This is a genomic window from Pseudomonas sp. RIT288, assembly GCF_000631985.1.
Lineage (GTDB): Bacteria > Pseudomonadota > Gammaproteobacteria > Pseudomonadales > Pseudomonadaceae > Aquipseudomonas.
Map to the genome: position 1 here is coordinate 146,896 of NZ_JFYN01000043.1, position 25,693 is coordinate 172,588.

The following is a 25,693-nucleotide window of genomic DNA, read 5'->3' on the forward strand; positions in this document are numbered from 1 at the left end:
GATCAGTCACCATCAAGGTTGAATGTCAGACCGTATTCGCAAGCAGGCTCGCTCCCACAGTGGGTAGGTGTGTTGATGGGGATTGCGGTCAATGAACTTGTCCGGTCCTTTCATCAAGCGCCCGGTCGCGACCATGCTCCTCAGTCTGGCGATCATGCTGCTGGGCGGGGTCAGCTTCGGCCTGTTGCCGGTGTCGCCGCTGCCACAAATGGATTTCCCGGTGATCGTGGTCCAGGCCAGTCTGCCCGGCGCCAGTCCCGAGGTGATGGCGTCCACGGTGGCGACGCCGCTGGAGCGCTCGTTCGGGGCGATTGCCGGCGTCAACACCATGAGCAGCCGTTCCAGCCAGGGCTCGACCCGGGTCATTCTGCAATTTGACCTCGACCGCGACATCAACGGTGCGGCGCGCGAGGTGCAGGCAGCCATCAACGCTTCGCGCAACCTGTTGCCGAGCGGGATGCGCAGCATGCCGACCTACAAGAAGGTCAACCCGTCGCAGGCACCGATCATGGTGCTATCGCTGACTTCGGACGTGCTGGAAAAAGGCCAGCTCTACGACCTGGCCTCGACCATCCTTTCGCAGAGCCTGTCCCAGGTGCAGGGCGTGGGCGAGGTGCAGATCGGCGGCAGCTCGCTGCCGGCGGTGCGAATCGAGCTCGAACCGCAGGCGCTGAACCAGTACGGCGTGGCGCTTGACGATGTGCGCAAGACCATCGCCGGGGCCAACGTGCGCCGGCCCAAGGGTTCGGTCGAAGACGGCGAACGCCTGTGGCAGATCCAGGCCAACGACCAGTTGGAGAAGGCCAAGGATTACGAATCGCTGATCATCCATTACAACAACGGCGCGGCCCTGCGCCTGAAGGACGTGGCCAAGGTCAGCGACGGCGTCGAAGACCGCTACAACAGCGGTTTCTTCAATGATGACGCGGCGGTGTTGCTGGTGATCAACCGCCAGGCCGGCGCCAACATCATCGAAACGGTCAACGAGATCAAGGCGCAGTTGCCGGCATTGCAAGCGGTGCTGCCGGCCAGCGTCAAACTGAACCTGGCGATGGATCGCTCGCCGGTGATCAAGGCCACGTTGCACGAAGCGGAAATGACCCTGCTGATTGCCGTGGCGCTGGTGATTCTGGTGGTGTTCCTGTTTCTCGGTAACTTTCGCGCTTCGCTGATTCCGACGCTGGCGGTGCCGGTGTCGCTGGTCGGCACCTTTGCGGTGATGTACCTCTACGGTTTTTCGCTGAACAACCTGTCGCTGATGGCGCTGATTCTGGCGACCGGGCTGGTGGTGGACGATGCCATCGTGGTGCTGGAGAACATTTCCCGGCACATCGACGAAGGCGTCAAGCCGATGAAGGCTGCCTACCTGGGGGCCAAGGAAGTCGGTTTCACCTTGCTGTCGATGAACGTGTCGCTGGTGGCAGTGTTCCTGTCGATCCTGTTCATGGGCGGGATTGTCGAGAGCCTGTTCCGCGAGTTTTCCATCACCCTGGCGGCAGCCATCGTGGTGTCGCTGGTGGTCTCGCTGACCCTGACCCCGATGCTCTGCGCCCGCTGGCTCAAGCCGCACACGCCGGGCCAGGAAAACCGCCTGCAACGCTGGAGCCGCCGCGCCAACGACTGGATGGTCGGCAAATATGCGACCAGCCTCGACTGGGTGCTGCGCCACCGCCGCCTGACCCTGCTCAGCCTGATCCTCACGGTCGGGGTCAACGTTGCCCTGTACGTGGTGGTGCCGAAGACGTTCATGCCGCAGCAGGACACTGGCCAGTTGATCGGTTTCGTGCGGGGTGACGATGGTCTGTCGTTCAGCGTGATGCAGCCGAAAATGGAAACCTTCCGCCGCGCCGTGCTCAAGGACGAGGCAGTGGAAAGCGTCGCCGGGTTCATCGGCGGCACCAACGGCACCAACAACGCGTTCATGCTGGTACGCCTGAAGCCGATCAAGGAACGCAACCTGTCGGCGCAGAAAGTCATCGAACGCCTGCGCAAGGAAATGCCCAAGGTGCCCGGTGCCCAGTTGATGCTGATGGCGGATCAGGACCTGCAGTTCGGCGGTGGCCGCGAGCAGACCACCTCGCAATACAGCTACATCCTGCAAAGCGGCGATCTAGGGGCGTTGCGCGAGTGGTATCCGAAAGTCGTTACCGCGCTGCGCGCACTGCCGGAGCTGACGGCGATCGATGCCCGCGAGGGCCGTGGCGCGCAGCAGGTGACGCTGATTGTCGATCGCGATCAGGCCAAACGCCTAGGAGTCGACATGAACATGGTCACGGCGGTGTTGAACAACGCCTACAGCCAGCGGCAGATTTCGACGATCTACGACAGCCTCAACCAGTATCAGGTGGTGATGGAGGTCAATCCGAAATACGCGCAGGATCCGGTGACGCTCAATCAGGTACAGGTGATTACCGCGGATGGTGCGCGGATTCCGTTGTCGACCATCGCCCATTACGAAAACAGCCTGGAAGACGACCGCGTCAGCCACGAAGGCCAGTTCGCCTCCGAAAGCATCGCGTTTGACATGGCCGAAGGCGTGACCGTGGAGCAGGGCAGCGCCGCGATCGAACGGGCGATTGCCAAGGTCGGTCTGCCGGAAGATGTGATCGCGAAAATGGCCGGCACCGCCGATGCCTTTGCCGCGACGCAGAAGAGCCAGCCGTTCATGATCCTTGGTGCGCTGCTGGCGGTGTATCTGGTGCTGGGTGTGCTGTATGAAAGCTACATTCACCCGTTGACGATTCTTTCGACCTTGCCCTCGGCCGGTGTCGGCGCATTGCTGTCGATTTATGCACTGGGCGGCGAGTTCAGCCTGATCTCCCTGCTCGGATTGTTCCTGCTGATCGGGGTGGTGAAGAAAAACGCGATCCTGATGATCGACCTGGCATTGCAACTGGAACGCCATCACGGCCTGTCGCCGCTGGAGTCGATCCGCAGCGCCTGCCTGCAACGGTTGCGGCCGATTCTGATGACCACCCTGGCGGCAATCCTCGGTGCCTTGCCGTTGCTGCTCGGCCGCGCGGAAGGCGCAGAAATGCGCCAGCCGCTGGGCCTGACCATCATCGGCGGCCTGATCTTCAGCCAGGTACTGACCCTTTACACCACCCCGGTGGTTTACCTCTATCTCGACAAGCTGCGCCACCGCTTCAACAAGTGGCGTGGCGTGCGTACTGACGCCGCTCTGGAAACTCCGCTATGACTGACCGTTCGCTTCTCAATCTGGCCACTGCGCGCGGCTCGCGCCTGTTGAGCCTGTCACTGTGCGTGGCGATGCTCAGTGCCTGCGCCGTCGGCCCGGACTATCAGCGTCCGCAGACCGCCGAGGTCGCGCAATACAAAGAGGCCAAAGGCTGGCGTCAGGCCAATCCGAGCGACTCGCTGGCGCGCGGCGCCTGGTGGGAGTTGTATGGCGATCAGCAACTCAATGGCCTGATCGAGCAACTCAACCGTTCCAACCAGACTGTCGCGCAATCCGAAGCGCAGTACCGTCAGGCCCAGGCCCTGGTGCGCAGTGCGCGTGGGGCGTTTTACCCGAACGTTGACTTGAGCGTGGGCAAGACCCGTTCCAGCCAGGGCACCGGCAGCAGCAGTTCAAGCCTGAGCAGTTCTGCCAGCGGTATTCGCGACACCTACAACGCGCAATTGGGCGTGAGTTGGGAAGCGGACATCTGGGGCAAGTTGCGCCGTGGCCTGGAAGCGGATCAGGCCAGCGCCCAGGCGAGTTTTGCCGACCTGGCCGCAATGCGCCTGAGCCAGCAGTCGGAGCTGGTGCAGAACTACCTGCAACTGCGGGTCATCGATCAGCAGAAGCGTCTGCTCGAAGCCACCGTCGCGGCCTACGAAAAATCCCTGCAAATGACCCAGAACCAGTACCGCGCGGGGATTTCCGGGCGCGATGCGGTGGCGCAGGCGCAGACCCAGTTGAAAACCACCCAGGCCGATCTGGTCGACCTGATCTGGCAACGCGCGCAGTTTGAAAATGCCATCGCGGTGCTCACCGGGCAGGCGCCGGCCGAGTTCAGCATCGCCGAAACCCAGAATATTCCGAACCTGCCGCAGATTCCCCTGAGCCTGCCTTCGCAGTTGCTGGAGCGACGTCCGGACATCGCCTCGGCGGAACGCTCGGTGATCGCCGCCAACGCCAATATTGGCGTAGCGAAAGCCGCGTATTACCCGGATCTGAGCTTGAGCATGAGCGGCGGCTACAGCAGCAGTACCTCGAAAGATCTTTTAACGCTACCGAACCGTTTCTGGTCGGTCGGCCCGAAACTGGATCTGCCGATCTTCGACGGTGGCATCCGTTCGGCCGAGGTTGACCGGACCGAGGCGGTGTATGACCAGACCGTTGCCAAGTACCGCCAGACGGTGCTCGACGGCTTCCGTGAAGTGGAAAACTATCTGGTGCAATTGAAGGTGTATGAAGACGAGGCGGCGGTGCGTCAGGAAGCACTGGATGCCGCGCGCGACTCGCTGCGCCTGACCCAGAATCAGTACAAGGCCGGGCTGATTGCTTACATCGATGTGGTCGTGGTGCAGGCCACGGCGCTGAGCAACGAGCGCACTGTGCTGAATATCCTGCAGAGTCGCCTGATTGCCAGCGTGCAATTGATTGCTGCGCTGGGCGGCGGCTGGGACGGACAACTGACCGCCGAATAGCCTGTGTAGGAGCTGCGGCACGCGGCGATCTTTTGATCTTTGAAAACAAGGTCAAAAGATCGCCGCGTGCCGCAGCTCCTACAGGTTGTGTTTGTTGTTCCAGAGCCTTGCAAAACGATCAAACAAGCGTTTCATCGGCTTGATGGCAAAATGATTACTTTGTCAGTGCGTTCTTCCGCGCAATCAGTACAATCGCCGCATTTGCCCGGCCGAGAATGGACGCAGTACGGTGCGGGTGGTTGCGAGAATCCCCATGCTCATCGGTAATTATTCCTTCACCCTGGTTTTCATTTCTTTGTGTGTGGCGATCCTCGCGTCCTACACCGCGCTCGACCTGACCGGGCGCATCGCCAGCGCCCGCGGACGCGCAGTGCATTTCTGGACGGCGGGCGGTGCACTGGCGATGGGGGTCGGCGTCTGGTCGATGCACTTCATCGGCATGCTGGCCTTCAAGCTGCCGATCGACCTGGGTTACGACATTGCGATTACCGCGCTGTCGCTACTGATCGCAGTGCTGTCCTGCGGGTTCGCGCTATGGCTGGTCAGCCAACCGAAACTGCCGATTTGGCAATTGGCCTTTGGTGCTTTGGTCATGGGCGCCGGCATCAGTGCAATGCATTACACCGGCATGGCCGCGCTGCGCATGACGCCTGGCATCGATTACGATCCGACGCTGTTCGGTGCCTCATTGCTGATTGCGGTCGGCGCTTCGGCAGCGGCGTTGGGGATCGCCTTCCGCCTGCGCCAGCACTCGCCTTATGTGCGCCTGATTCGCGGCGGTGCGGCGGTGATCATGGGCATCGCGATTGTCGGCATGCACTACACCGGCATGGCCGCCGCGCAGTTTCCTGATGGCAGTTTCTGCGGTGCGTCGCTCGACGGCCTCAAGGGCAACGGCCTCGACAATCTGGTGCTGATCACCACGCTGGCGGTGCTGTCGATTGCCTTGCTCACCTCGATTCTCGATGCCCGTCTTGAAACGCGCACCGCCGATCTGGCGCATTCGCTGACCCTGGCCAACCGCGAACTGACGCAACTGGCGTTGCACGACACCCTGACCGGCCTGCCGAACCGCATGCTGCTGGATGACCGGATCAATCAGGCGATGAAAAAAGTCGAGGAGCAGGGCGGTTGTTTTGCGCTGATGTTCATCGATCTGGACGGTTTCAAACCGGTCAACGATGCCTTTGGCCATCACATGGGCGACCAGTTGCTGCGCGAAGTCGGGGTGCGTCTGCGTGAAGACTTGCGCAGCCAGGACACGTTGGCGCGGATCGGCGGCGACGAATTCGTGCTACTGGTGCGGCTGAGCGAACCCGACGATGCTCTCGGGCTGGCCGCGCGTCAGGTCGGGTTGCTCGGTCAGGCGTTCCGCGTGGCCGAGCACGACTTGCAGATTTCTGCCAGTGTCGGCATCGCCCTGTACCCGGGTAACGGCCTGAGCGCTCAGGAACTGCTGATGAACGCCGACGCGGCGATGTATCACGCCAAGGGCAGCGGAAAAAACGGTTACAGCTTCTTCGATGCCTCGATGAACAGCAACGCGCGCAAGCAGCTGCAACTGTTGCAGGATCTGCGGGCTGCGCTGGAGCACAGTCAGTTCAGCCTGTATTTCCAACCCAAATTCGATGCCGCCAGTGGCCGTCCGGTCGGTGCCGAAGCGCTGCTGCGCTGGCAGCATCCGACCCAGGGCATGCTGCTCCCGGACAAGTTCATCGATCTGGCGGAGAAGACCGGCCTGATCATCGCCATCGGTGAATGGGTGCTCAACGAGGCCTGCCGGCAGATGCGCGAATGGTACGTGCTCGGTTACACCGACTGGCGCATCGCGGTGAACCTCTCAGCCTTGCAGTTCTGCCACGCGGGGCTGGTGCAGAGCGTGGCCAAGGCGCTGGCGACCCACCATCTGCCGGCCAATAGCCTGACCCTGGAAATCACCGAAACCACGGCCATGAGCGACGCGGATGCGAGCATGACGGTGTTGCAGGAGTTGTCGGACATGGGCGTCGACCTGTCGATCGACGACTTCGGCACCGGGTATTCGAGCCTGATGTACCTCAAGCGTTTGCCGGCCAACGAGCTGAAGATCGACCGCGGTTTTGTCCGCGATCTGGAGCACGACAGCGATGACGCAGCCATCGTCTCGGCGATTGTGGCGCTGGGGCAGGCACTGGGTTTGCGCATCGTTGCCGAGGGTGTGGAGACCGACGTGCAGCAGGATTTCCTCACGCAGTTGGGCTGTGATTCTTTGCAGGGCTATCTGTTGGGGCATCCGATGCCGGCGGATCGCTTCATGCAGAACATTGCCCGTGGAGAGGCTCCGGCGGCTGTCTGACTGCATTCTGTGACGAGGGAGCTTGCTCCCGCTGGGGCGCGAAGCGGCCGCGTTTTTACTCGGTTATACGGTGTTGGCCGGATTCACGTCTGCTTCGCAGCCGAGCGGGAGCAAGCTCTCTCGCCACAATAAACATCTCAGTCTCATGCATGGTCTTGTCTTTGACAGAGCCCATGCAAAACCGCCCAATGGCGGTTATTCTTCAACCCGACTGTCAAGTGTGCATTGGGGGAAGGGCCAGCATGGATAAAGTCATGGTTATCACCGGTGGCGGGCGCGGAATTGGCGCCGCTACGGCGTTGTTGGCTGCCGGACAGGGCTATCGGATCTGCATCAACTATCAGTCGGATGAACAGGCCGCGCACAGTGTGCTGGAGCAAGTGCGGGCGCTGGGGGCGCAAGCCATTGCGGTACGCGCCGATGTCAGCATCGAAGACGAAGTGATCGCACTGTTTCAGCGGGTCGACACCGAACTGGGGCGGGTCACCGCGCTGGTGAACAACGCCGGCACCGTCGGGCACAAGTCGCGAGTCGATGAAATGTCCGAATTTCGCATTCTCAAAATCATGAAAACCAACGTCCTGGCGCCGATCCTCTGCGCCAAGCACGCGATCCTGCGCATGTCGCCCAAACACGGCGGGCAGGGCGGCAGCATCGTCAACGTCTCCTCGGTCGCCGCACGGCTGGGTTCGCCCAACGAGTACGTCGACTACGCCGCGTCCAAAGGCGCGCTCGACACCTTCACCATCGGTCTGTCCAAGGAAGTGGCCGGCGAGGGCATTCGCGTCAACGCGGTGCGACCGGGTTATATCTATACCGATTTCCACGCGTTGAGCGGCGATCCGGATCGGGTCAGCAAGCTTGAGTCGGCGATCCCGATGGCCCGGGGCGGGCGCCCGGATGAAGTGGCGGAGGCGATTGTCTGGTTGCTGTCGGACAAGGCTTCCTATGCGACCGGGACGTTTGTCGATCTGGGTGGCGGGCGTTAACTCAACGGCGTCTGGTAAGGCCTCATCGCGAGCAGGCTCACTCCTACAGGGTGAACGCATTTCAATGTAGGCGTGAGCCTGCTCGCGATAGCTATAGCTCAGACAATACAGAACCGTCAGAACGACCGCACTATCCGCCCCAATGTCTCCATCGCCTTCTCCGAATCCTCGGTCCACGGGCTGCCGTAGTTCAAGCGGATGCAGTTCCTGAACCGCTGGGTCGGCGAAAAGATCGGCCCCGGCGCGATGCTGATGCCCTGCGCCAGCGCCATCTGAAACAACTTCAATGAATCCATCTGCGGTGGCAGTTCCAGCCACAGGAAGTAGCCGCCGGCCGGTTGGCTGACCCGGGTTTGCGCCGGGAAATACCGTGCAATCGCCGCGAGCATCGCACTTTGCTGTTCTTCCAGGGCGTAGCGCAATTTGCGCAAGTGGCGGTCGTAGCCGCCGTGTTGCAGGTAGTCGGCGATGGCCGCTTGTGCCGGCATCGAGGCGCACAGTGAGGTCATCAGTTTCAGCCGTTCGATTTTCTGCGCGTAACGCCCGGCAGCGACCCAGCCGATGCGGTAGCCGGGGGCCAGGCTCTTGGCGAACGAACCGCAGTGCATCACCAGCCCTTCGGTGTCGAAGGCCTTGGCCGGTTTCGGCGCTTGCTGGCCGTAATAGAGTTCGGCGTAGACGTCGTCCTCGATCAGCGGCACCTGATGTCGGCGCAGCAGTTCCACCAGTTCCTGTTTCTTCGCCTCGGGCATGGTCGCGCCCATCGGGTTCTGGAAACTGGTCATGCACCAGCAGGCCTTGATCGGATGGCGCTCCAGGGTCTGCGCAAGCACGCCGAGGTCGATACCGTCGCGTGGGTGCACGGGGATTTCCACGGCTTTGAGTTTCAGCCGCTCCAGCACTTGCAGGCTGGCATAGAACGCCGGGGCCTCGATGGCCACCAGATCGCCCGGCTCGGTGACCGCTTGCAGGCACAGGTTCAGCGCTTCGAGGGCGCCGTTGGTGATCAGCAGTTCTTCCATCGGCAGCATCAGCCCGCCGACCATGTAGCGCAGGGCGATCTGCCGGCGCAGTTGCGGGTTGCCCGGCGACATGTCGGTAACCACCATGCGCGGATCCATCTCCCGCGCCGCGCTGGCCAGCGATCGCGACAAACGCTGCAACGGAAACAGGGTCGGGCTGGGGAACGCCGAACCGAAGGGCACGGTGCTCGGATCCTTGATCGATTCGAGCACCGAGAACACCAGTTCGCTGACGTCGACTTCGGTGGAGTCGTTGACGTGGCTGCTGATCACCGGCTCCGAGAACGGACTCGGTGCGTGGGTGTTGACGAAGTAGCCGGAGCGCGGCCGCGCGCGGATCAGGCCACGACGTTCGAGCAGGTAATAGGCCTGGAATACCGTGGACGGGCTGACCCCGTAAGTCTGGCTGGCGTAGCGCACCGAAGGCACCCGTTGCCCGGGGCCGAGCACGCCGGAGCGGATCAGTTCAGCGATGTCGTCGGCGAATTTTTCGTAGCGTTTCATCGGTATCCCGCGATGGACTGAATTAGGATTGCTCTTTGTGGCGAGGGAGCTTGCTCCCGCTTGAGTACGCAGCGCTCACAAGCTTTTGGGGCCGCTACGCAGCCCAGCGGGAGCAAGCTCCCTCGCCACAGGGATCGCAGTGTCAAAAGAGCGCTGCATCTTAAGGGATCAGCGATTCATCGGCGCCACAAACCTGCTTTTCGCCACGCTGTAAATCTGCGGCTTGTCGCTGTCGGCGATTTTGAAGCTCAAGGTCTGCGAGCTGCTGGCCGGGCGCTCCGTGGTCATCGCCACCGACACCGGCACATCGACAATTTCCCCCGGCGCCAGGCTCAGTTCGGTCTTGCCCTGCAACTGGAAGCCGTCGCCCTCCACCAGGCTCAGGGTGTAGTCCTGGCGCTGCTGGGTCTTGTTGATCACCTTGAGGGTGTAGATGTTCTCGATCTGGCCCTGACCGTTCTCGCGGAACAGCCCGCGATCCTTGGTCACATCCAGCGAGACCATCGGCCGTTCGATCAGGGCCAGCGCCAGGGCGCCGATCATCACCAGCAGCACCGCGACGTAGCCGATCAGCCGTGGTCGCAGCAGATGGGTCTTGCCGCCCTGCAATTCGCGTTCGGAACTGTAGCGGATCAGGCCGCGCGGGTAGTTCATTTTGTCCATGATCGAATCACAGGCGTCGATGCACGCTGCGCAGCCGATGCATTCCATCTGCAGGCCGTCGCGGATGTCGATGCCGGTCGGACAGACCTGCACGCACAACTGGCAGTCGATGCAATCACCCAGGCCGGCTTCGGCGGGTTTCACGTCGCGCTTGCGCGGGCCACGATTTTCGCCACGGGCCACGTCGTAGGAAATCGCCAGGGTGTCCTTGTCGAACATCACGCTCTGGAATCGCGCATACGGGCACATGTGCATGCACACCGCTTCGCGCAACCAACCGGCGTTGATGTAAGTGGCGGCGGTGAAGAACAGCACCCAGAACAGACTGACCCCGCCGATCTGCAGGGTGACCAGCTCTTCGGCCAGTGGACGAATCGGCGTGAAGTAGCCGACGAACGTCAGCCCGGTCATTACGCTGATCGCCAGCCACAAGGTGTGCTTGGCGGCGCGGCGGGCCAGTTTGTTCAGGCCCCAGGGCGCCGCTTGCAGTTTGATCCGCTGGTTGCGTTCGCCCTCGGTGACTTTCTCGCACCACATGAAAATCCATGTCCACGAACTCTGTGGGCAGGTGTAGCCGCACCAGACCCGGCCGGCGAACACGGTGATGGCGAACAGGCCGAACGCGGCAATGATCAGCAGCGCCGAGAGCAGAATGAAATCCTGTGGCCAGAAGGTCGCGCCGAAGATGTGGAATTTGCTTTCGGCCAAGTCCCACAGCACCGCCTGACGACCGCCCCAGTTCAGCCACACGGTGCCGAAGAACAGCAGGAACAGAAAGCCCGCGCCGCTCATGCGCAAGGTGCGGAACAGGCCGGTGAAACTGCGGGTGTGGATCTGCGTGTCGGTGGAGCCGGCCTTCGCCTTCATCGGGCGACCAGGCACATTTTTTATGGTGGGGCTTGCTTCTACGGTTCGGACGGGGATTTGTTCGCTCATGGTCGTTCGCTCATCAGCCTCCATCAGGCGAATGAACTATGAGCGCCGATCTGTTTGCATAACAGACTCAGCTATTTGAATAAAAAGCGTATCAGATGGCTTCTGATCCACACGCTGCGACAACTTGAAGCAGCCCGCAGACGCAGGCGCAAACGCCTATCGCAGGCGTCTGCACCGGGTGTTGATCAAGGTCAGTCAAATCACCGAATCACTCTCGTCGGCCTTCAGGTGCTTACGGCCATCCTTCGCGCCGGCGACGGTCAAGGCGTCGGCTTCTGCTTCGGTGATGTAAATGCGCCGACTTTCAATTTCCACGAACGACATGGCTTTTTCGCTATCGGTTTTGACTTCCAGGGTGTCGCAGATACGAATTTCTTCGCCATTTTCCACGGTGAAAAAACACACTTTGGATTCGGGATTGGATTCATCGATTCGAACGGGCATGAGGCTGTCCTTTTTTCATGGGTACCTGAAAGGTTAGGGCGCGCGTTTTGCCAATCGTTCTGCGCAACTGATTAATGGTCGCCGCTGTCCATCCCCTGACGACATATAAAAAAGGACGGAGCGATGAACGCCTGGTGGCATGAAGTGTGGGTGACGCTGCAAGGGGAGTTCGCCGACATCGGCGATGCCTCGCAACTGACGCGCATCACCGTGCGCCTGTTGATGGCGGCGGTGCTGGGCGGGATCCTCGGTTTCGAGCGGGAGCACAAGGGCAAGGCCGCCGGGGTGCGCACGCATATGCTGGTGGCGCTCGGCGCAGCGCTGTTTGTGCTGGTGCCGCAGACCTCTGGGGCAGAGTCCGATGCGATGAGCCGAGTGTTGCAGGGAGTGATCGCCGGGATCGGCTTTTTGGGTGCCGGGACGATTCTGAAGAATCAGGAAGGCGATGAAGGCCATGTCAAAGGGCTGACCACTGCCGCCGGGTTGTGGATGACGGCGGCGATCGGCGTGGCCGCCGGGTTGGGCAGGGAAGCGACCGCGCTGCTCAGCACCTTGTTGGCGCTGGGGATCTTCAGCGTGATGCCTCGGGTGGTCAGGATGTTCGAGAAGGACGACGAGAAAAAACCACACCTGTAACAACCCGTAAACACCCTGTAGGAGCTGCCGAAGGCTGCGATCTTTTGACTTTGATTTTAAAAAACAAGATCAAAAGATCGTCCGATCGCGGCCCGAGCCTGCGGCAGCTCCTACAGGGGGGAGCGAGGCGCGGTTCAGACGATTACGGGCGGCATCGTCGTCGGTGGTTCTTCCTTCGGCGGTGGCGTGCTGCCCGGTGGTTCCTGCTCGGGAATCGGCTGCGGTTCGGTCTCGGGCAGGGTGGGTTTGTCGATGTTCGGATCAGGCGTTTCGGCCGGGATCGGGATGTTCATCTGTAGACCTCCGTGTGGCACATGGCGTGAGAAGTGCTTAAGTGGATTGACCACCGTGTGATGAATTCGATCCGCTTTTTTGTCCAGGCAAATCCCTGTGAACTTTTCCCCGCGCCGGTCGCTCGGAACCTAAGTGAGTTCAAGTCGGGGCCGGTGCCTCATTGTGAACACTGTTCCGGCACAAGAGCGTCCTTGGGGCGTTAAGGAGAGATGCTCGATGTCTGCTGAAAAACCTTCAGAGCAGAGCTACAACCCGCACATGCCGCTGTCGCAGGCGTTGCTGCTGCCGCGCATCGTGATCGAAAACACCATGCCCACCCTCGATGGCGGGCAGTTTGCGGTCAAGTCTATCGTCGAGCGTGAGGTGATCGTCACCAGCAAGGTCTTTGCCGACGGCCACGACAAGCTGGCGGTGCGCATCCGCTGGCGCGCGGAGGGCGAAGAGAGCTGGCACAGCGAGGTGATGAACGAGCTGGGCAATAACAGTTGGCAGGGGCAGTTTCGTCCCGAACGCCAGGGTCGCTATCTGTACTGCATCGAAGCGTGGATCGATCATTTCGCCAGTTTCCAGTACGAACTGGAGAAAAAGCACAACGCCGCCGTCCCGGTGTCGCTCGAACTGCAGGAAGGCCGCAGCATGGTGCAGCAGGCCGCAGAGCGCAGCGAAGGTCAGCTCAGCGAACAACTTGCCGCTTTGCACCACGAATTGTCCGGTCTGCTCGAAACCGAGCAGGTGGCGCTGTTTCTGCACTCGCGCAGTGCGCAATTGATGGCGCAGGCCGATCACCGTGCCTATCTGAGCCTGAGCGCCGAATTCCCGGTGGATGTCGAGCGTGAACTGGCCGAGTTTGCCAGTTGGTACGAGCTGTTTCCGCGCTCGATCACCGACGATCCCAACCGTCACGGCACTTTCAACGACGTGCATTCGCGCCTGCCGATGATTCAGGACATGGGTTTTGACGTGCTGTACTTCACGCCGATCCACCCGATCGGCCGCGCCCACCGCAAGGGCCGCAACAATTCCCTGACCGCCGGCCCCGATGATCCGGGCAGTCCGTACGCGATCGGCAGTGAGGACGGCGGGCACGAGGCGATTCACTCGCAGCTCGGTACCCGCGAAGACTTCCGCCGGTTGGTCGCCGCTGCCGCTGAGCATGGCCTGGAAATCGCCCTCGATTTCGCCATCCAGTGTTCGCAGGATCACCCGTGGCTCAAGCAGCATCCGGGCTGGTTCAACTGGCGCCCGGACGGCACGATCAAATACGCGGAAAACCCGCCGAAGAAATACCAGGACATCGTCAACGTCGACTTCTATGCGCCGGACGCGATCCCCAGCTTGTGGGTCGAGTTGCGCGATATCGTGGTTGGCTGGGTCAACGAAGGTGTGAAGATCTTCCGCGTCGACAATCCGCACACCAAACCGCTGCCGTTCTGGCAATGGCTGATCGCCGATGTGCGGGCGCTGCACCCGGAAGTGATTTTCCTCGCCGAGGCGTTCACCACGCCGGCGATGATGGCGCGTCTGGGCAAGGTCGGTTATTCCCAGAGCTACACCTATTTCACCTGGCGCAACACCAAGTCGGAGCTGGCGAGCTACTTCACCGAACTCAACGAGTCGCCGTGGCGCGAGTGCTACCGGCCGAACTTCTTCGTCAACACACCGGACATCAACCCGGCGTTCCTGCATGAGTCGGGGCGTCCGGGGTTTCTGATCCGCGCGGCGCTGGCGACCATGGGTTCGGGTTTGTGGGGCATGTATTCCGGTTATGAGCTGTGCGAAGCGGCGCCGGTGCCGGGCAAGGAGGAATACCTCGATTCGGAGAAGTACGAGATCCGCGTCCGCGACTTCAATGCGCCGGGCAACATCATTGCCGAAATCGCCCAGCTCAACCGCATCCGCCGGCAGAACCCGGCGCTGCACACGCATCTGGGGCTGAAGGTCTACAACGTGTGGAACGACAACATTCTGTACTTCGGCAAGCGCAGCTTCGACGGCAGCAATTTCATTCTGGTGGCGGTGAGCCTTGATCCGCACAACGTGCAGGAAGCCAATTTCGAGTTGCCGCTGTGGGAGATGGGCCTGCCCGACGACGCAACCACCCACGGTGAGGACTTGATGAACGGGCACCGCTGGGACTGGCATGGCAAATATCAGTTCATGCGGATTGACCCGGCGTACCAGCCGTTCGGGATCTGGCGGATTACTGTCTGAACACAGATCCTCCTGTGGGAGCGAGCCTGCTCGCGAAAGCAATTTTGCAGGCGATATTTTTGCTGAATGTTAATCCGCATTCGCGAGCAGGCTCGCTCCCACAGGTTGCTCATTGAGTTGGAGTCAGGTGATCGGCTCACGGCTTTTCTAGAATTGAACAGGAGTTTCACATGGCGAAGAAACCCAAGGCAGCCACCTTTATCAAAGACCCGCTCTGGTACAAGGATGCGGTGATCTATCAAGTTCACGTCAAATCGTTTTTCGACTCCAACAACGACGGTATCGGCGACTTTCCCGGCCTGATCGCCAAACTCGACTACATCGCCGAACTCGGCGTCAACACCATCTGGCTATTGCCGTTCTATCCGTCGCCACGGCGCGACGACGGCTATGACATCGCCGAATACCGCGGCGTACATAGCGACTACGGGACGATGGCCGACGCCAAGCGTTTTATCGCCGAGGCGCACAAGCGTGGTTTGCGGGTGATCACCGAACTGGTCATCAACCACACCTCGGATCAGCACCCGTGGTTCCAGCGGGCGCGCAAGGCCAAGCCCGGGTCGGCGGCGCGCGACTTCTATGTGTGGTCGGATGACGATCAGAAATACGACGGCACGCGGATCATCTTCCTCGACACCGAAAAGTCCAACTGGACCTGGGATCCGGTCGCCGGCCAGTACTTCTGGCACCGTTTCTATTCGCACCAGCCCGACCTCAACTTCGACAACCCGCAAGTGATGAAAGCGGTGCTGTCGGTGATGCGCTACTGGCTGGACATGGGCATCGACGGCCTGCGCCTCGACGCGATTCCGTACCTGATCGAACGCGACGGCACCAACAACGAAAACCTGCCCGAGACCCACGACGTCCTCAAGCAGATCCGTGCCGAGATCGATGCAAATTACCCCGACCGCATGCTGCTGGCCGAGGCCAACCAATGGCCGGAAGACACCCAGTTGTACTTCGGCGACACCGATGCCGAAGGCGTCAACGGCGACGAATGCCACATGGCCTTTCACTTCCCGCTGATGCCGCGCATGTACATGGCGCTGGCCCAGGAAGATCGCTTCCCGATCACCGACATTTTGCGCCAAACCCCGGAAATTCCTGCCAACTGCCAGTGGGCGATTTTCCTGCGCAACCACGATGAGCTGACGCTGGAAATGGTCACCGACAAGGAGCGCGACTACCTGTGGAATTACTACGCCGCTGACCGTCGCGCGCGGATCAACCTTGGCATTCGTCGGCGTCTGGCGCCGTTGATGGAGCGTGACCGCCGCCGCGTCGAGCTGCTCAACAGCTTGTTGCTGTCGATGCCCGGCACGCCGACTTTGTATTACGGCGATGAAATCGGCATGGGCGACAACATCTACCTAGGCGACCGCGACGGCGTGCGCACGCCGATGCAATGGTCGATCGACCGCAACGGCGGTTTCTCTCGCGCCGATCCGGCGAGTCTGGTGCTGCCGCCGATCATGGACCCGCAATACGGTTATCTGTCGGTCAACGTCGAGACTCAGGCCGGCGACCCGCATTCGCTGCTCAACTGGACGCGACGCATGCTCGCCGTGCGCAAGCAGTCCAAGGCGTTCGGTCGTGGCACGCTGAAGATGCTTTCGCCGAGCAACCGACGGATTCTGGCCTACACCCGCGAGTTCACCGACGCTGACGGCAAGCATGAAATCATTCTCTGCGTGGCCAACGTTTCGCGCAGCGCGCAGGCGGCGGAACTTGATCTCTCGGCCTACGTCGGCATGGTTCCGGTGGAGATGCTCGGCGGTAACGCGTTCCCGCCGATCGGCCAGTTGAATTTCCTCCTGACCCTGGCGCCGTATGGTTTCTACTGGTTCGCCCTGGCTGCGGAAAACCAGATGCCGAGCTGGCACGTGGAACCGGCGCAGAGCCTGCCGGACTTCACCACGCTGGTGCTGAAAAAACGCATGGAAGAGCTGCTCGAAGCACCGACCCGCGCCACCCTGGAGCAGAGCATTCTGCCGAGCTGGCTGCAGAACCGCCGCTGGTTCGCCGGCAAGGACGCAGCCATCGAACAGGTCAATCTGGCCTACGGCGTGCGCTTCGGCGATGCGCAGCATCCGGTGCTGCTCAGCGAAATCGAAGTCACCAGCGCCGGGCAGACCAGCCGCTATCAACTGCCGTTCGGTTTCATCGCCGAAGATCAGGTCGGGCCGGCGTTGCCGCAGCAGTTGGCGTTGTCCCGCGTACGGCGCGGGCGTCAGGTCGGCCTGATTACCGACGCGTTCAGTCTTGAAACGTTTGTGCGCGCAGTGCTGCAAGGCATGCAGAGCAACACCGTGCTCAGCTCCGAACAGGGCGAGATTCGTTTCGCGCCGACCGCGCAGCTGGAAAAACTCGGCCTCGGCGCCGAATCCGAGGTGCGCTATCTGTCGGCCGAGCAGTCGAACAGTTCGGTGGTGATCGGCAACAGCCTGGTGCTGAAGTTGATCCGCAAGGTTGCCTCCGGCGTGCACCCGGAATTGGAAATGAGCGCGTACCTGACTGAAGCCGGTTTCGAGAACATCTCGCCGCTGCTCGGCTCGGTGATCCGCCGCGATGGCGCTGGCGAAGACAATCTGCTGATGATCGCCCAAGGCTATCTGAGCAATCAGGGCGATGCCTGGGAGTGGACGCAGAACAACCTCGAGCGGGCGCTGCGTGATGAGCTGGCCGACTCGATGTCCGAGCAGGATCAGCATTACAACGCCCTTGGCGAACTGAAGGACTTTGCCGGCATGCTCGGCCAACGTCTGGGGGAAATGCACCAAGTGCTGGCGGCGCCAAGCGACAACCCCGACTTTTCCCCGCAAACCACCAGTGCCAAGGACGCCCAAGCCACTGGCAAGGACGTCGCGGCGCAGGTCGAGCATGCCTTGAAGCTGCTCAAGCAGCATCAGAGTCATCTGAGCACGGCGGATCAGAAAATGGTCGCAAGGCTGCTGGACAACAAAAAAGTCATCCTCGGCCATGTGCAGGAACTGGCGCAGAAAGCCGTGGGCGGCTTGCGTATTCGTGTCCACGGCGACTTGCATCTGGGTCAGGTGCTGGTGATCAAGGGCGATGCCTACCTGATCGATTTCGAGGGTGAACCGGCGCGGCCACTGCACGAACGGCGCGGCAGACACAGTCCGTACAAGGACGTCAGCGGCGTGCTGCGTTCCTTCGATTACGCGGCGGCGATGACGATCAACGTGCACAACGTCGATCACAGTCCAGAGTCGGAAGCGGCCCGGCATCGGGTTGCCGAGCGCTATCTGCGTGAGGCGCGCGAGGCATTTGTTCAGGCGTATCGCCAAGCGGCAGCTAGTCTTGATCATGCCTGGCAGGATCCTGCGGGTGCCGACGCTGCGCTTGCGCTGTTCGGCCTGGAGAAGGCGGCCTATGAAGTGGCCTATGAAGCCGAAAATCGCCCCACGTGGCTGCCCGTGCCGTTGCACGGTTTGTATGGGTTATTGACGGGGCTTAAACCCTTTTCCGATCTTGGTGGAGAGTAGTCATGAGTTTCTCGAACAAGGAACAGGGTCACGCTAAAGAAGCGTTACTGCCGGCGGCGCAGGATATTGATGCCCTGGTGCGCGCTGAACACCACGACCCGTTTTCCATTCTCGGCCCGCACGGTGATGGTGCTGGCGGGCAGTTCATCCGCGCTTATCTGCCGGGTGCGTTGAAAGTCGAAGTGCTGGACAAGGACAGTGGCGAAGAACGTGGCGAACTGACCGCCACTGAAACCCCGGGATTGTTTGTCGGTCACTTCGATCAGGCGCGGCCGTATCTGCTGCGCACGCGTTGGGCCGGTGGCGAACAGGTCGCGGAAGATCCCTACAGCTTTGGCCAGTTGCTTGGCGAAATGGACCTGTATCTGTTCGCCGAAGGCAATCACCGCGACCTCAGCAGTTGCCTTGGCGCACAACTGACCACGGTCGATGGCGTCGACGGTGTGCGTTTTGCCGTGTGGGCGCCGAATGCTCGCCGAGTGTCGGTGGTCGGCGATTTCAACGTGTGGGACGGTCGCCGCCATCCGATGCGCCTGCGGCATCCGTCCGGGGTCTGGGAGTTATTCATTCCGCGCCTGCAAGCAGGGGAGTTGTACAAATACGAGATCCTCGGCGCCCACGGCATCTTGCCGCTGAAGGCCGACCCGATGGCCCTGGCCACCAGTCTGCCGCCGGACACCGCCTCGAAAGTCGCCGCACCGCTGCAGATCAACTGGCAGGATCACGACTGGATGAACGCTCGTCGCGAGCGGCAGAAGCATTCAGCGCCGCTGTCGATCTACGAATTGCATGCCGGATCGTGGCAGTGCGAACTGGACGATCTGGGCGAAGTCGCCCGCCAGTACACCTGGCCGGAGCTGGCCGAGCGGCTGATTCCTTACGTCAAGGAACTGGGTTTCACCCACATCGAACTGATGCCGATCATGGAGCACCCGTTTGGCGGCTCATGGGGTTATCAGTTGCTCTCGCAATTCGCTCCGAGCGCCCGTTACGGCACGCCAGAGCAGTTCGGTGAGTTCGTCGACGCCTGCCACCGCGCCGATATCGGCGTGATCCTCGACTGGGTGCCGGCGCATTTTCCTACCGATACCCACGGCCTGGCGCAGTTCGACGGCACGGCGTTGTATGAATATGGCAACCCGCTGGAAGGTTTCCATCAGGACTGGGACACGCTGATCTACAACCTCGGGCGCACCGAGGTGCATGGCTACATGCTGGCGTCGGCGTTGCACTGGTTGAAGCATTTCCACATCGATGGCCTGCGCGTTGATGCGGTGGCCTCGATGCTCTATCGCGACTATTCGCGCAAGGCCGGCGAATGGGTGCCGAACCGTCACGGCGGGCGCGAGAATCTCGAGGCGATCGATTTCCTTCGTCACTTGAATGACGTGGTCGAGCTGGAAGCCCCGGGGGCGCTGGTGATCGCCGAGGAATCCACCGCATGGCCGGGTGTCAGCCAGAGCACCCAGCAGGGCGGTCTCGGTTTCGCCTACAAATGGAACATGGGCTGGATGCACGACTCGCTGCACTACATCCAGCAGGATCCGGTGTACCGCGCGCACCATCACAACGAATTGAGTTTCGGCCTGGTCTATGCCTGGTCCGAGCGCTTCATCCTGCCGATCTCCCATGACGAAGTGGTGCACGGCAAGCACTCGCTGATCGACAAGATGCCCGGCGACCGCTGGCAGAAATTCGCTAACCTGCGCGCCTATCTGAGTTTCATGTGGACCCATCCGGGCAAGAAGCTGTTGTTCATGGGCTGCGAATTCGGCCAGTGGCGCGAGTGGAATCACGATCAGCAACTGGACTGGTACCTGCTGCAATACTCGGAACACAAAGGCGTGCAGAAACTGGTCGGCGACCTCAACCGCTTGTACCGCGAGGAACCGGCGCTGCACGATCAGGACGATGCGCCGCAGGGCTTCCAGTGGTTGATCGGCGATGATGCGATCAACAGCGTGTACGCGTGGCTGCGCTGGAGCAAGGACGGCAAACCGGTACTGGTGGTCGCCAACTTCACCCCGGTGCCGCGTCAGTCGTACCGGGTCGGCGTGCCGTTCGCCGGACGCTGGAAGGAGCTGCTCAACAGCGATGCCGACACCTATGCCGGGTCGAATTATGGCAATGGCGGCGGGGCGTTTACCGAAGAGGTGGCGAGCCATGGGCAGTCGCTGTCGCTGGAGCTGAACCTGCCGCCGCTGGCGGTGTTGATTCTCAAGCCGGAGGGCTGATCCGCAACCGCGTCGCTGCCATCGCGAGCAGGCTCACTCCTACATTTGGAATACGTCTCCCTGTAGGAGTGAGCCTGCTCGCGAAGGCGTGCTCACCAACGCATCCGCACCCCCAGGCTGCCAATCAACCCGTTCAGATCATTGTCATCCACATCACTGCTGTAATCGGCGCTGACATACAGGCTGACCGCCGGCGTCACCCGCGCCACCAGTCCCAGCCCCAATTCGACTGTCGATGACTTGCGGCTGCTGCTGATCTTGTCGACCTGGTCCAGGGTCACCGTGTTGCCGGTATAGACCGTGTGCCAGAGGTTGGTGCGCACGTAGGGTTCCACCGGCAGGCCGTTCACATCGTAACTGCCTTTGAGGCGGGCGCCGACGCGGCCGCTCCACGCCGACAGATCCGAGGACGAAGCATTGCCGGAACCCGCGTACGGCGTGTCGAGGGTGATGCGCTGGTTGATCAGTTGCGCCTGGGGTTCAACCACCCAGTTCTCGCCCAGACCGATCGGGTAGCCGCCTTCGACCGAGAAAGTCATCGCCCTGCCTTCGGTGGCCTGGCGCGCGCCTTGTTCGTTGCGACTGAAACCGCTGACCCGGCCACCGCTGGCCGACAGGTCGACATGCCAACCCTGCGCACCAGTCAGGCGGTAATAAGCGCCGAGGCTCTGGCCTTGCAGGTTCAGGGTGTCGGTGGTCGGATCGACGAGGGCTCGGCTGTTGATCAGGCCGCTGCTGTTGGCCTGGATCTGGTGGTATCCGCCAATCAGGCCGAGGGTCTGGGTGTGACCGCCGGCGCTTTGCACGGTGAGCACGGGCGGACCTTTGAAGTCGCCGTTGCCGGGGGCGGCAAAACCTGGCGAAAGTACGTCGGTTTGCGCTTGCCGGGCGCTTCGCCCGTACAGCTGATCCCAGGCCGCCGGCGCCAGATCTTCGGTGATCAGGTTGGCGCCGCGCAGATCGGGACGTGGACTCAGGCGTTGGGGCCCGGGGGTGACAACGGTGGCGGGCAGGGTCAGGACGGGCACATCCTGGCGATACCAGGGAGTGGTTTCATCCGCCGCAGGTCCGGCCTGCGCCTCCATGGATGAGCACAGCAGAATCGAACTCGACACTGTGCAAAACGTCACTTTGATTTCTTGCGGGGTGAATGAGCTTTTCATGGAGGTCTACCTTGCAAGCGCATGCGGAATCTCTTTTCTGGCGTCTCTCCTACCCCGAACGAGGGGCGACCGAATGGAGCGGGGCGAACCGCGGCGCTCGATTTCGCGAGTGCCGGAAGGGTCGCCCCGGTTAGTGATTCCGGGGGTAGTAAGGTAGAGATAAGAAGAACGAAGCCTATGCGTCAAGAAAAGGTGCGATGAGCGGTAAGGCTAAATCAGGCCATGCAAGCGTTTGTTTTTCTGCACATATCTAAGTCGTTGTTTGTAGGGAAATACAGTGCGACAACCGCGCTGTAGAGGGATCAAGTAGCCTGCTATCGGTTTATCAACTGATGCGAACCCCCAGATTTCCCGCCAGACCACGCAGGTCATTGCTGTCGATATTGCTGCTGTAGTCGGTACTGGCATAAACACTCACCGCACGGTCGAGCGTCACCACCACACCGAGGCCGATATCGGCGGTCGAGGACTTCTGTTCGCTATTGATGGTATCAGTGCCATCGAAGGTCACCGAATCGGTGCCGGAAAAGGTGTGCCACAGATTGGCCCGCAGGTACGGTTCCAATGGCAGACCATTGACTTGATAACGGCCCTTGAGCCGTGCGCCGAGGCGACCGGTCCAGGCACCGTCGGAATCGAATGACACCCGCGAGATGCCGTCGTCCTGGCTGTCGAGGGAGATTTTCTGGTGGATCACCTGTACTTGCGGCTCGACCACCCAGGTGTCGTTGAGCGCGAACGGGTAGCCTGCCTCGGCCGAGAGCGTCAGCGCATGCCCGCGATTGTCCAGTTTCAGCCCACGGTCGGAACGGTTGTCGCCGTCGAAACGCGTGCCCATCACCACGGTATCGATGTACCAGCCGTAGGGATCGGTCAGCGTCCAGTACAAGCCATAACTGTCGCCTTCGAGTTTGATCTTGCCCGCGCTGTTGTTCTCGAAGCCTTCGTTGAAACCGTCAACATCGCCCTGAATCCGGCTATGGCCGACGAACAGGCCGATGCGTTGCGTTTGCCCGCCCGACGTCTGTGCGCTGTACAGATCGTTGCCGACCTGAAAGCCATTGAGTGAACCGTTCAGGCGTGGGGTGACGGTGCCGGCCCAGGTCTGATCGATGTTCTTGCCGTAGACCCGGCCCCAACCGGCCCCGAAGGCACCGGTTTCGCTGAGCAGGCGTTGATCGCCCTGACGGTCGTGAAATGTCCCGAGTGCGCCAAGGGTCAGTTGCGCGGCGGCGGGTGGCAGCACCGACCAGTTCGGTACCTCGGGACGATAGATCGGGATCGGCGCAGCGCCTGCCACGGCGGCGGGCAGCACGGGCAGCTCAGGGCTGGCGATGGGCGGCGCGGGTTCGCCGGGTGCGGGTGCAACAGGCGTGATCTGCGCGACAACCGGAGTCGCCACCACCGGTACCAGAATCGGTGGCAGACTCGGATCGGGATTGGGCACGCTGACTACCTGCGGCGCGACGACGGCGGAGCGCAGGTACCAGCTGTTTTCGGTCCCTGCGGTGACGCCGCCCTTGAACAGATAGTAGTCGTAAGCCCCGACCGACACCGGACCGCTGAAGCTGAAGGCATTGTTGGTACTCACGGTGGAGCCTTGGGCCTGCACCACCTGAATGCCGTTTTCCCGGGTCAGGCCACCGATCCCGCCGATGTTGGTCACGCTGATGACAGTGGCACCGCTGAGGCTGCCGTTGTTGACCACCAGTTTGTCGCTGGGCGCGCCATCGGCACCGAGCTCGCTTTGCAGCAGTAACTGGCCGTCGTTGCCGACGTAGTTGCCGTTGATAGTCAGGGCGTCATCGGTGCGGCTGTTGTTGCGAGTCAGGTCGATGACCCCGGCGTTGTTGAAGGTCACGGTCTGTCCGGCCACGGCGGGTGACACTGCGCCCTGGGTCGAGAACACGCTGCTGCTGGCATCGACGTTGAGCACGCCGCTGCCGCTGGCGGCATCGCCAAGCACCAGGCTGCTCGACCCCAGGTCCAGTTGGGAGGTGTTGTTCAGGTTCACCGTTTCCCAATTGCTGAATCGTGCTGGCAGCTCGGTGCGGGTGTTGTCGAAGGTCAGGACGTCGTTGCCCGCGCCGCCATCGACGTTGGGTGTCAGTGCCAGCACGCTGTCATCGAGGTTGCGCAGCGTTGCGCTGTCGTTGCCGTCGCCCATCAGGATCGCCGAACGGATGATTCCGCCGCCGTCCCACAGCAACGAGTCGTCGCCGACACTGGCGCGGATCTCGCCGGCGATTTCGCCGCCGGTCACGGTGATGCTGTCGTTGCCGCCGCTGACACTGATGTTGCCGCCGATGCGCCCGCCGGAAACGATGATGGTATCGGTGCCGAACCCGGTGACCAGGTTGCCGAGGATCTGCCCGCCAGACAGGTCGAAAATATTGTTGTCGAGCTTCATGTCGACCCGGCCAATGGTGCCGCCGGTCATGCGCGCGACATCGCCGTCCTCGAAGGCCGCAACGATGGTGCCGCCGGTCATCAGAAACGTGTCGCGACCTTCGCCCTGGGCCAGAAACCCGAGTGAGCCACCGGTCATGATGAAGACGTCGATGCCCGCGCCTTGATTGACTGCTGCCGTGATCACACCAGAATGGATTTCGACCCGGTCGGTGCCGGCGCCAAAGGTCACACTGCCATTGATCTGACCGGTGCCGTTGGCGGGGAGGGCAAGGCTGTTGTTACCGGAGAGGTCGGTGAGCGGACCGCTGCTGCCACTGTCGCAGGTATAGGCATCGTTACCCGCGCCGGGCGTCAAGACACAGGCCGACCAGGCGGGTGGGCTGGCGAGCAGCACAAGCGAGGCGGGCAAAATATGGCGGTATCGCAAAGTCCTCAGAGCAGTAATAGATCGCATGTGGCAATTCCCTGCTTTGGCTAAAGGGAAATTCATCCGTGAAGGGGTGCCTGATCTAAATGCCTCTGATGTTTATGAACTACGTGAGATCTGAACCCTAACGTTTTGAAAGTGCCGATCCTTCAGCTTTTTAAGGTGTAGTCGCTTTTTAGCGCTGATCAAGCAGTTCTGACAGACGGTCTTGTTGCAACTGTCAAAGATGCACTTCCACTGCCAGCGGCAAGTGGTCCGACAGATGCGTCCACGGCTTGTTGCCGAGGATCTGCGGGTCGTGGCTGCTGGCGTTGCGCAGGTAGATGCGATCCAGGCGCAGCAACGGAAAACGCGCCGGATAGGTCTTGGCCGGACGGCCGTGGTGGCGTTCGAACGCTTCGTGCAGGTAATCGCGGCGGGCGAGGGTGACATTACCCTGCAGCTGCCAGTCATTGAAGTCGCCGGCAATGATGACCGGCGCATCGTCGGGCAGCGATTCAAGCAACTGGCAAAGCAGCTGCAACTGCAATTGGCGGTGGCTTTCCAGCAGACTCAGGTGCACGCAGATCGCGTGGACTTCGGCGTGGCCCGGTACGTCCAGCACACAGTGCAGCAGGCCGCGGCGCTCGGGGCCGGTGATCGACACGTCGAGGTTGCGGTATTCGCGGATCGGGTATTTCGACAGCAGGGCGTTGCCGTGGTGGCCATCGGGATAGACCGCATTGCGTCCATAGGCGAAATCGCTCCACATGCTGTCAGCGAGAAATTCGTATTGCGAGGTTTGCGGCCATTCGTTGTAGCGATTGGAGTGTCGCTCGTGTTCGCCCACGACTTCCTGGAGAAACACCAGATCGGCCGAGGTGCTGCGCACCGCTTCGCGCAGTTCGGGAAGGATGAAGCGCCGGTTGAGGGCGGTAAACCCCTTGTGAGTATTGACCGTCAGCACGCGCAGGCGATGGATGACAGGGGCGTCGACGGCGTGACGCTTGGGATCGCTGGACACGTTCACTCCTCTGAAAAAACGGCTTCCTATGCATGCGACTGGTCTGTGAGTGGGCAGTTCCTTCCAGATGCCTCAGGCCGGAATTCAAATCACCAGAGCCGCCAGGAAACCTGTGGGAGCGGCGGTGCGGCGATTCGACTTGCTCGCGAAAGCGGTCGACCAGACAACATCAAAACAACCGGGCAAACCTTGGACAAACGTAACCCCGCAAGCACGTTCAGAGTGGCCATGTTGATGCTGCATCAGGTGAAC

Annotated in this window: 15 protein-coding genes; 8 read left to right on the forward strand and 7 right to left on the reverse strand. The window is 61.4% G+C overall.

Translation table 11 applies throughout. The annotated features are described in order from the left end of the window. The first annotated feature begins 91 nt into the window (after window positions 1-91). The 4 genes from BW33_RS26035 (at window position 92) to BW33_RS26050 (ending at window position 7,980) form a co-directional block, all read left to right on the forward strand. A complete protein-coding gene (locus BW33_RS26035) occupies window positions 92-3,199 on the forward strand; it encodes an efflux RND transporter permease subunit (RefSeq protein WP_047602208.1) in 3,108 nt (1,035 codons plus the stop codon). Next, the gene (locus BW33_RS26040) at window positions 3,196-4,656 is read left to right on the forward strand and encodes an efflux transporter outer membrane subunit (protein ID WP_047602209.1); all 1,461 of its coding nucleotides are present in this window, start codon (window positions 3,196-3,198) and stop codon (window positions 4,654-4,656) included. The genes BW33_RS26035 and BW33_RS26040 overlap by 4 nt, the downstream gene beginning before the upstream one ends. Window positions 4,657-4,909: 253 nt before the next feature. Then, the gene (locus tag BW33_RS26045; protein ID WP_047602211.1) at window positions 4,910-6,991 is read left to right on the forward strand and encodes a putative bifunctional diguanylate cyclase/phosphodiesterase; all 2,082 of its coding nucleotides are present in this window, start codon (window positions 4,910-4,912) and stop codon (window positions 6,989-6,991) included. A gap of 242 nt (window positions 6,992-7,233) precedes the next feature. Continuing rightward, window positions 7,234-7,980, forward strand: coding sequence for an SDR family oxidoreductase (locus BW33_RS26050; RefSeq protein WP_047602213.1), 747 nt, complete (start codon window positions 7,234-7,236; stop codon window positions 7,978-7,980). 116 nt (window positions 7,981-8,096) lie between these two features. Here the strand turns inward: BW33_RS26050 and mapR are convergent, their stop codons facing one another. The 3 genes from mapR to BW33_RS26065 form a co-directional block, all read right to left on the reverse strand. Further along, window positions 8,097-9,506 (reverse strand): GntR family transcriptional regulator MpaR, encoded by a 1,410-nt coding sequence (mapR, locus tag BW33_RS26055; protein WP_008087199.1) that lies wholly within the window; start codon window positions 9,504-9,506, stop codon window positions 8,097-8,099. Between the two features lie 168 nt (window positions 9,507-9,674). Beyond that, window positions 9,675-11,105 (reverse strand): cytochrome c oxidase accessory protein CcoG, encoded by a 1,431-nt coding sequence (gene ccoG, locus BW33_RS26060; RefSeq protein ID WP_047602216.1) that lies wholly within the window; start codon window positions 11,103-11,105, stop codon window positions 9,675-9,677. A 195-nt stretch (window positions 11,106-11,300) separates the two neighbouring features. Further along, a complete protein-coding gene (locus BW33_RS26065; RefSeq protein ID WP_047602217.1) occupies window positions 11,301-11,549 on the reverse strand; it encodes a DUF3203 family protein in 249 nt (82 codons plus the stop codon). Between the two features lie 123 nt (window positions 11,550-11,672). Between BW33_RS26065 and BW33_RS26070 the strand changes: the two genes are divergently transcribed. Beyond that, entirely contained in the window at window positions 11,673-12,185 is a 513-nt protein-coding gene (locus tag BW33_RS26070; protein WP_047602218.1) for an MgtC/SapB family protein, read from the forward strand. A gap of 134 nt (window positions 12,186-12,319) precedes the next feature. Here the strand turns inward: BW33_RS26070 and BW33_RS30060 are convergent, their stop codons facing one another. Continuing rightward, window positions 12,320-12,478, reverse strand: a complete 159-nt coding sequence (locus BW33_RS30060; protein ID WP_177327529.1) for a hypothetical protein — start codon at window positions 12,476-12,478, stop codon at window positions 12,320-12,322. A 217-nt stretch (window positions 12,479-12,695) separates the two neighbouring features. On the opposite strand from BW33_RS30060, the gene BW33_RS26075 reads away from it, so the two are divergent. From BW33_RS26075 to glgB, 3 genes are all read left to right on the forward strand, one after another. Continuing rightward, window positions 12,696-14,690, forward strand: a complete 1,995-nt coding sequence (locus BW33_RS26075; protein WP_047602219.1) for an alpha-1,4-glucan--maltose-1-phosphate maltosyltransferase — start codon at window positions 12,696-12,698, stop codon at window positions 14,688-14,690. 170 nt (window positions 14,691-14,860) lie between these two features. Then, window positions 14,861-18,202, forward strand: coding sequence for a maltose alpha-D-glucosyltransferase (gene treS / locus BW33_RS26080; RefSeq protein ID WP_047602220.1), 3,342 nt, complete (start codon window positions 14,861-14,863; stop codon window positions 18,200-18,202). A gap of 2 nt (window positions 18,203-18,204) precedes the next feature. Beyond that, entirely contained in the window at window positions 18,205-20,436 is a 2,232-nt protein-coding gene (gene glgB / locus BW33_RS26085; RefSeq protein ID WP_047602221.1) for a 1,4-alpha-glucan branching protein GlgB, read from the forward strand. A 92-nt stretch (window positions 20,437-20,528) separates the two neighbouring features. Here glgB and BW33_RS26090 read toward each other — a convergent pair whose 3' ends face one another. The 3 genes from BW33_RS26090 to BW33_RS26100 all read right to left on the reverse strand — a co-directional run bounded on the left by BW33_RS26090 (window position 20,529) and on the right by BW33_RS26100 (window position 25,441). Continuing rightward, window positions 20,529-21,599 (reverse strand): autotransporter domain-containing protein, encoded by a 1,071-nt coding sequence (locus BW33_RS26090; RefSeq protein WP_047602223.1) that lies wholly within the window; start codon window positions 21,597-21,599, stop codon window positions 20,529-20,531. A 325-nt stretch (window positions 21,600-21,924) separates the two neighbouring features. After that, window positions 21,925-24,465 carry an autotransporter family protein gene (locus tag BW33_RS26095; RefSeq protein ID WP_047602225.1) on the reverse strand — a complete coding sequence of 847 codons (2,541 nt, stop codon included), beginning with the start codon at window positions 24,463-24,465 and terminating at the stop codon, window positions 21,925-21,927. Between the two features lie 193 nt (window positions 24,466-24,658). Further along, window positions 24,659-25,441: an endonuclease/exonuclease/phosphatase family protein gene (locus BW33_RS26100; RefSeq protein WP_047602227.1), complete on the reverse strand. Its 783-nt coding sequence runs from the start codon at window positions 25,439-25,441 to the stop codon at window positions 24,659-24,661. Between the last annotated feature and the right edge of the window lie 252 nt (window positions 25,442-25,693).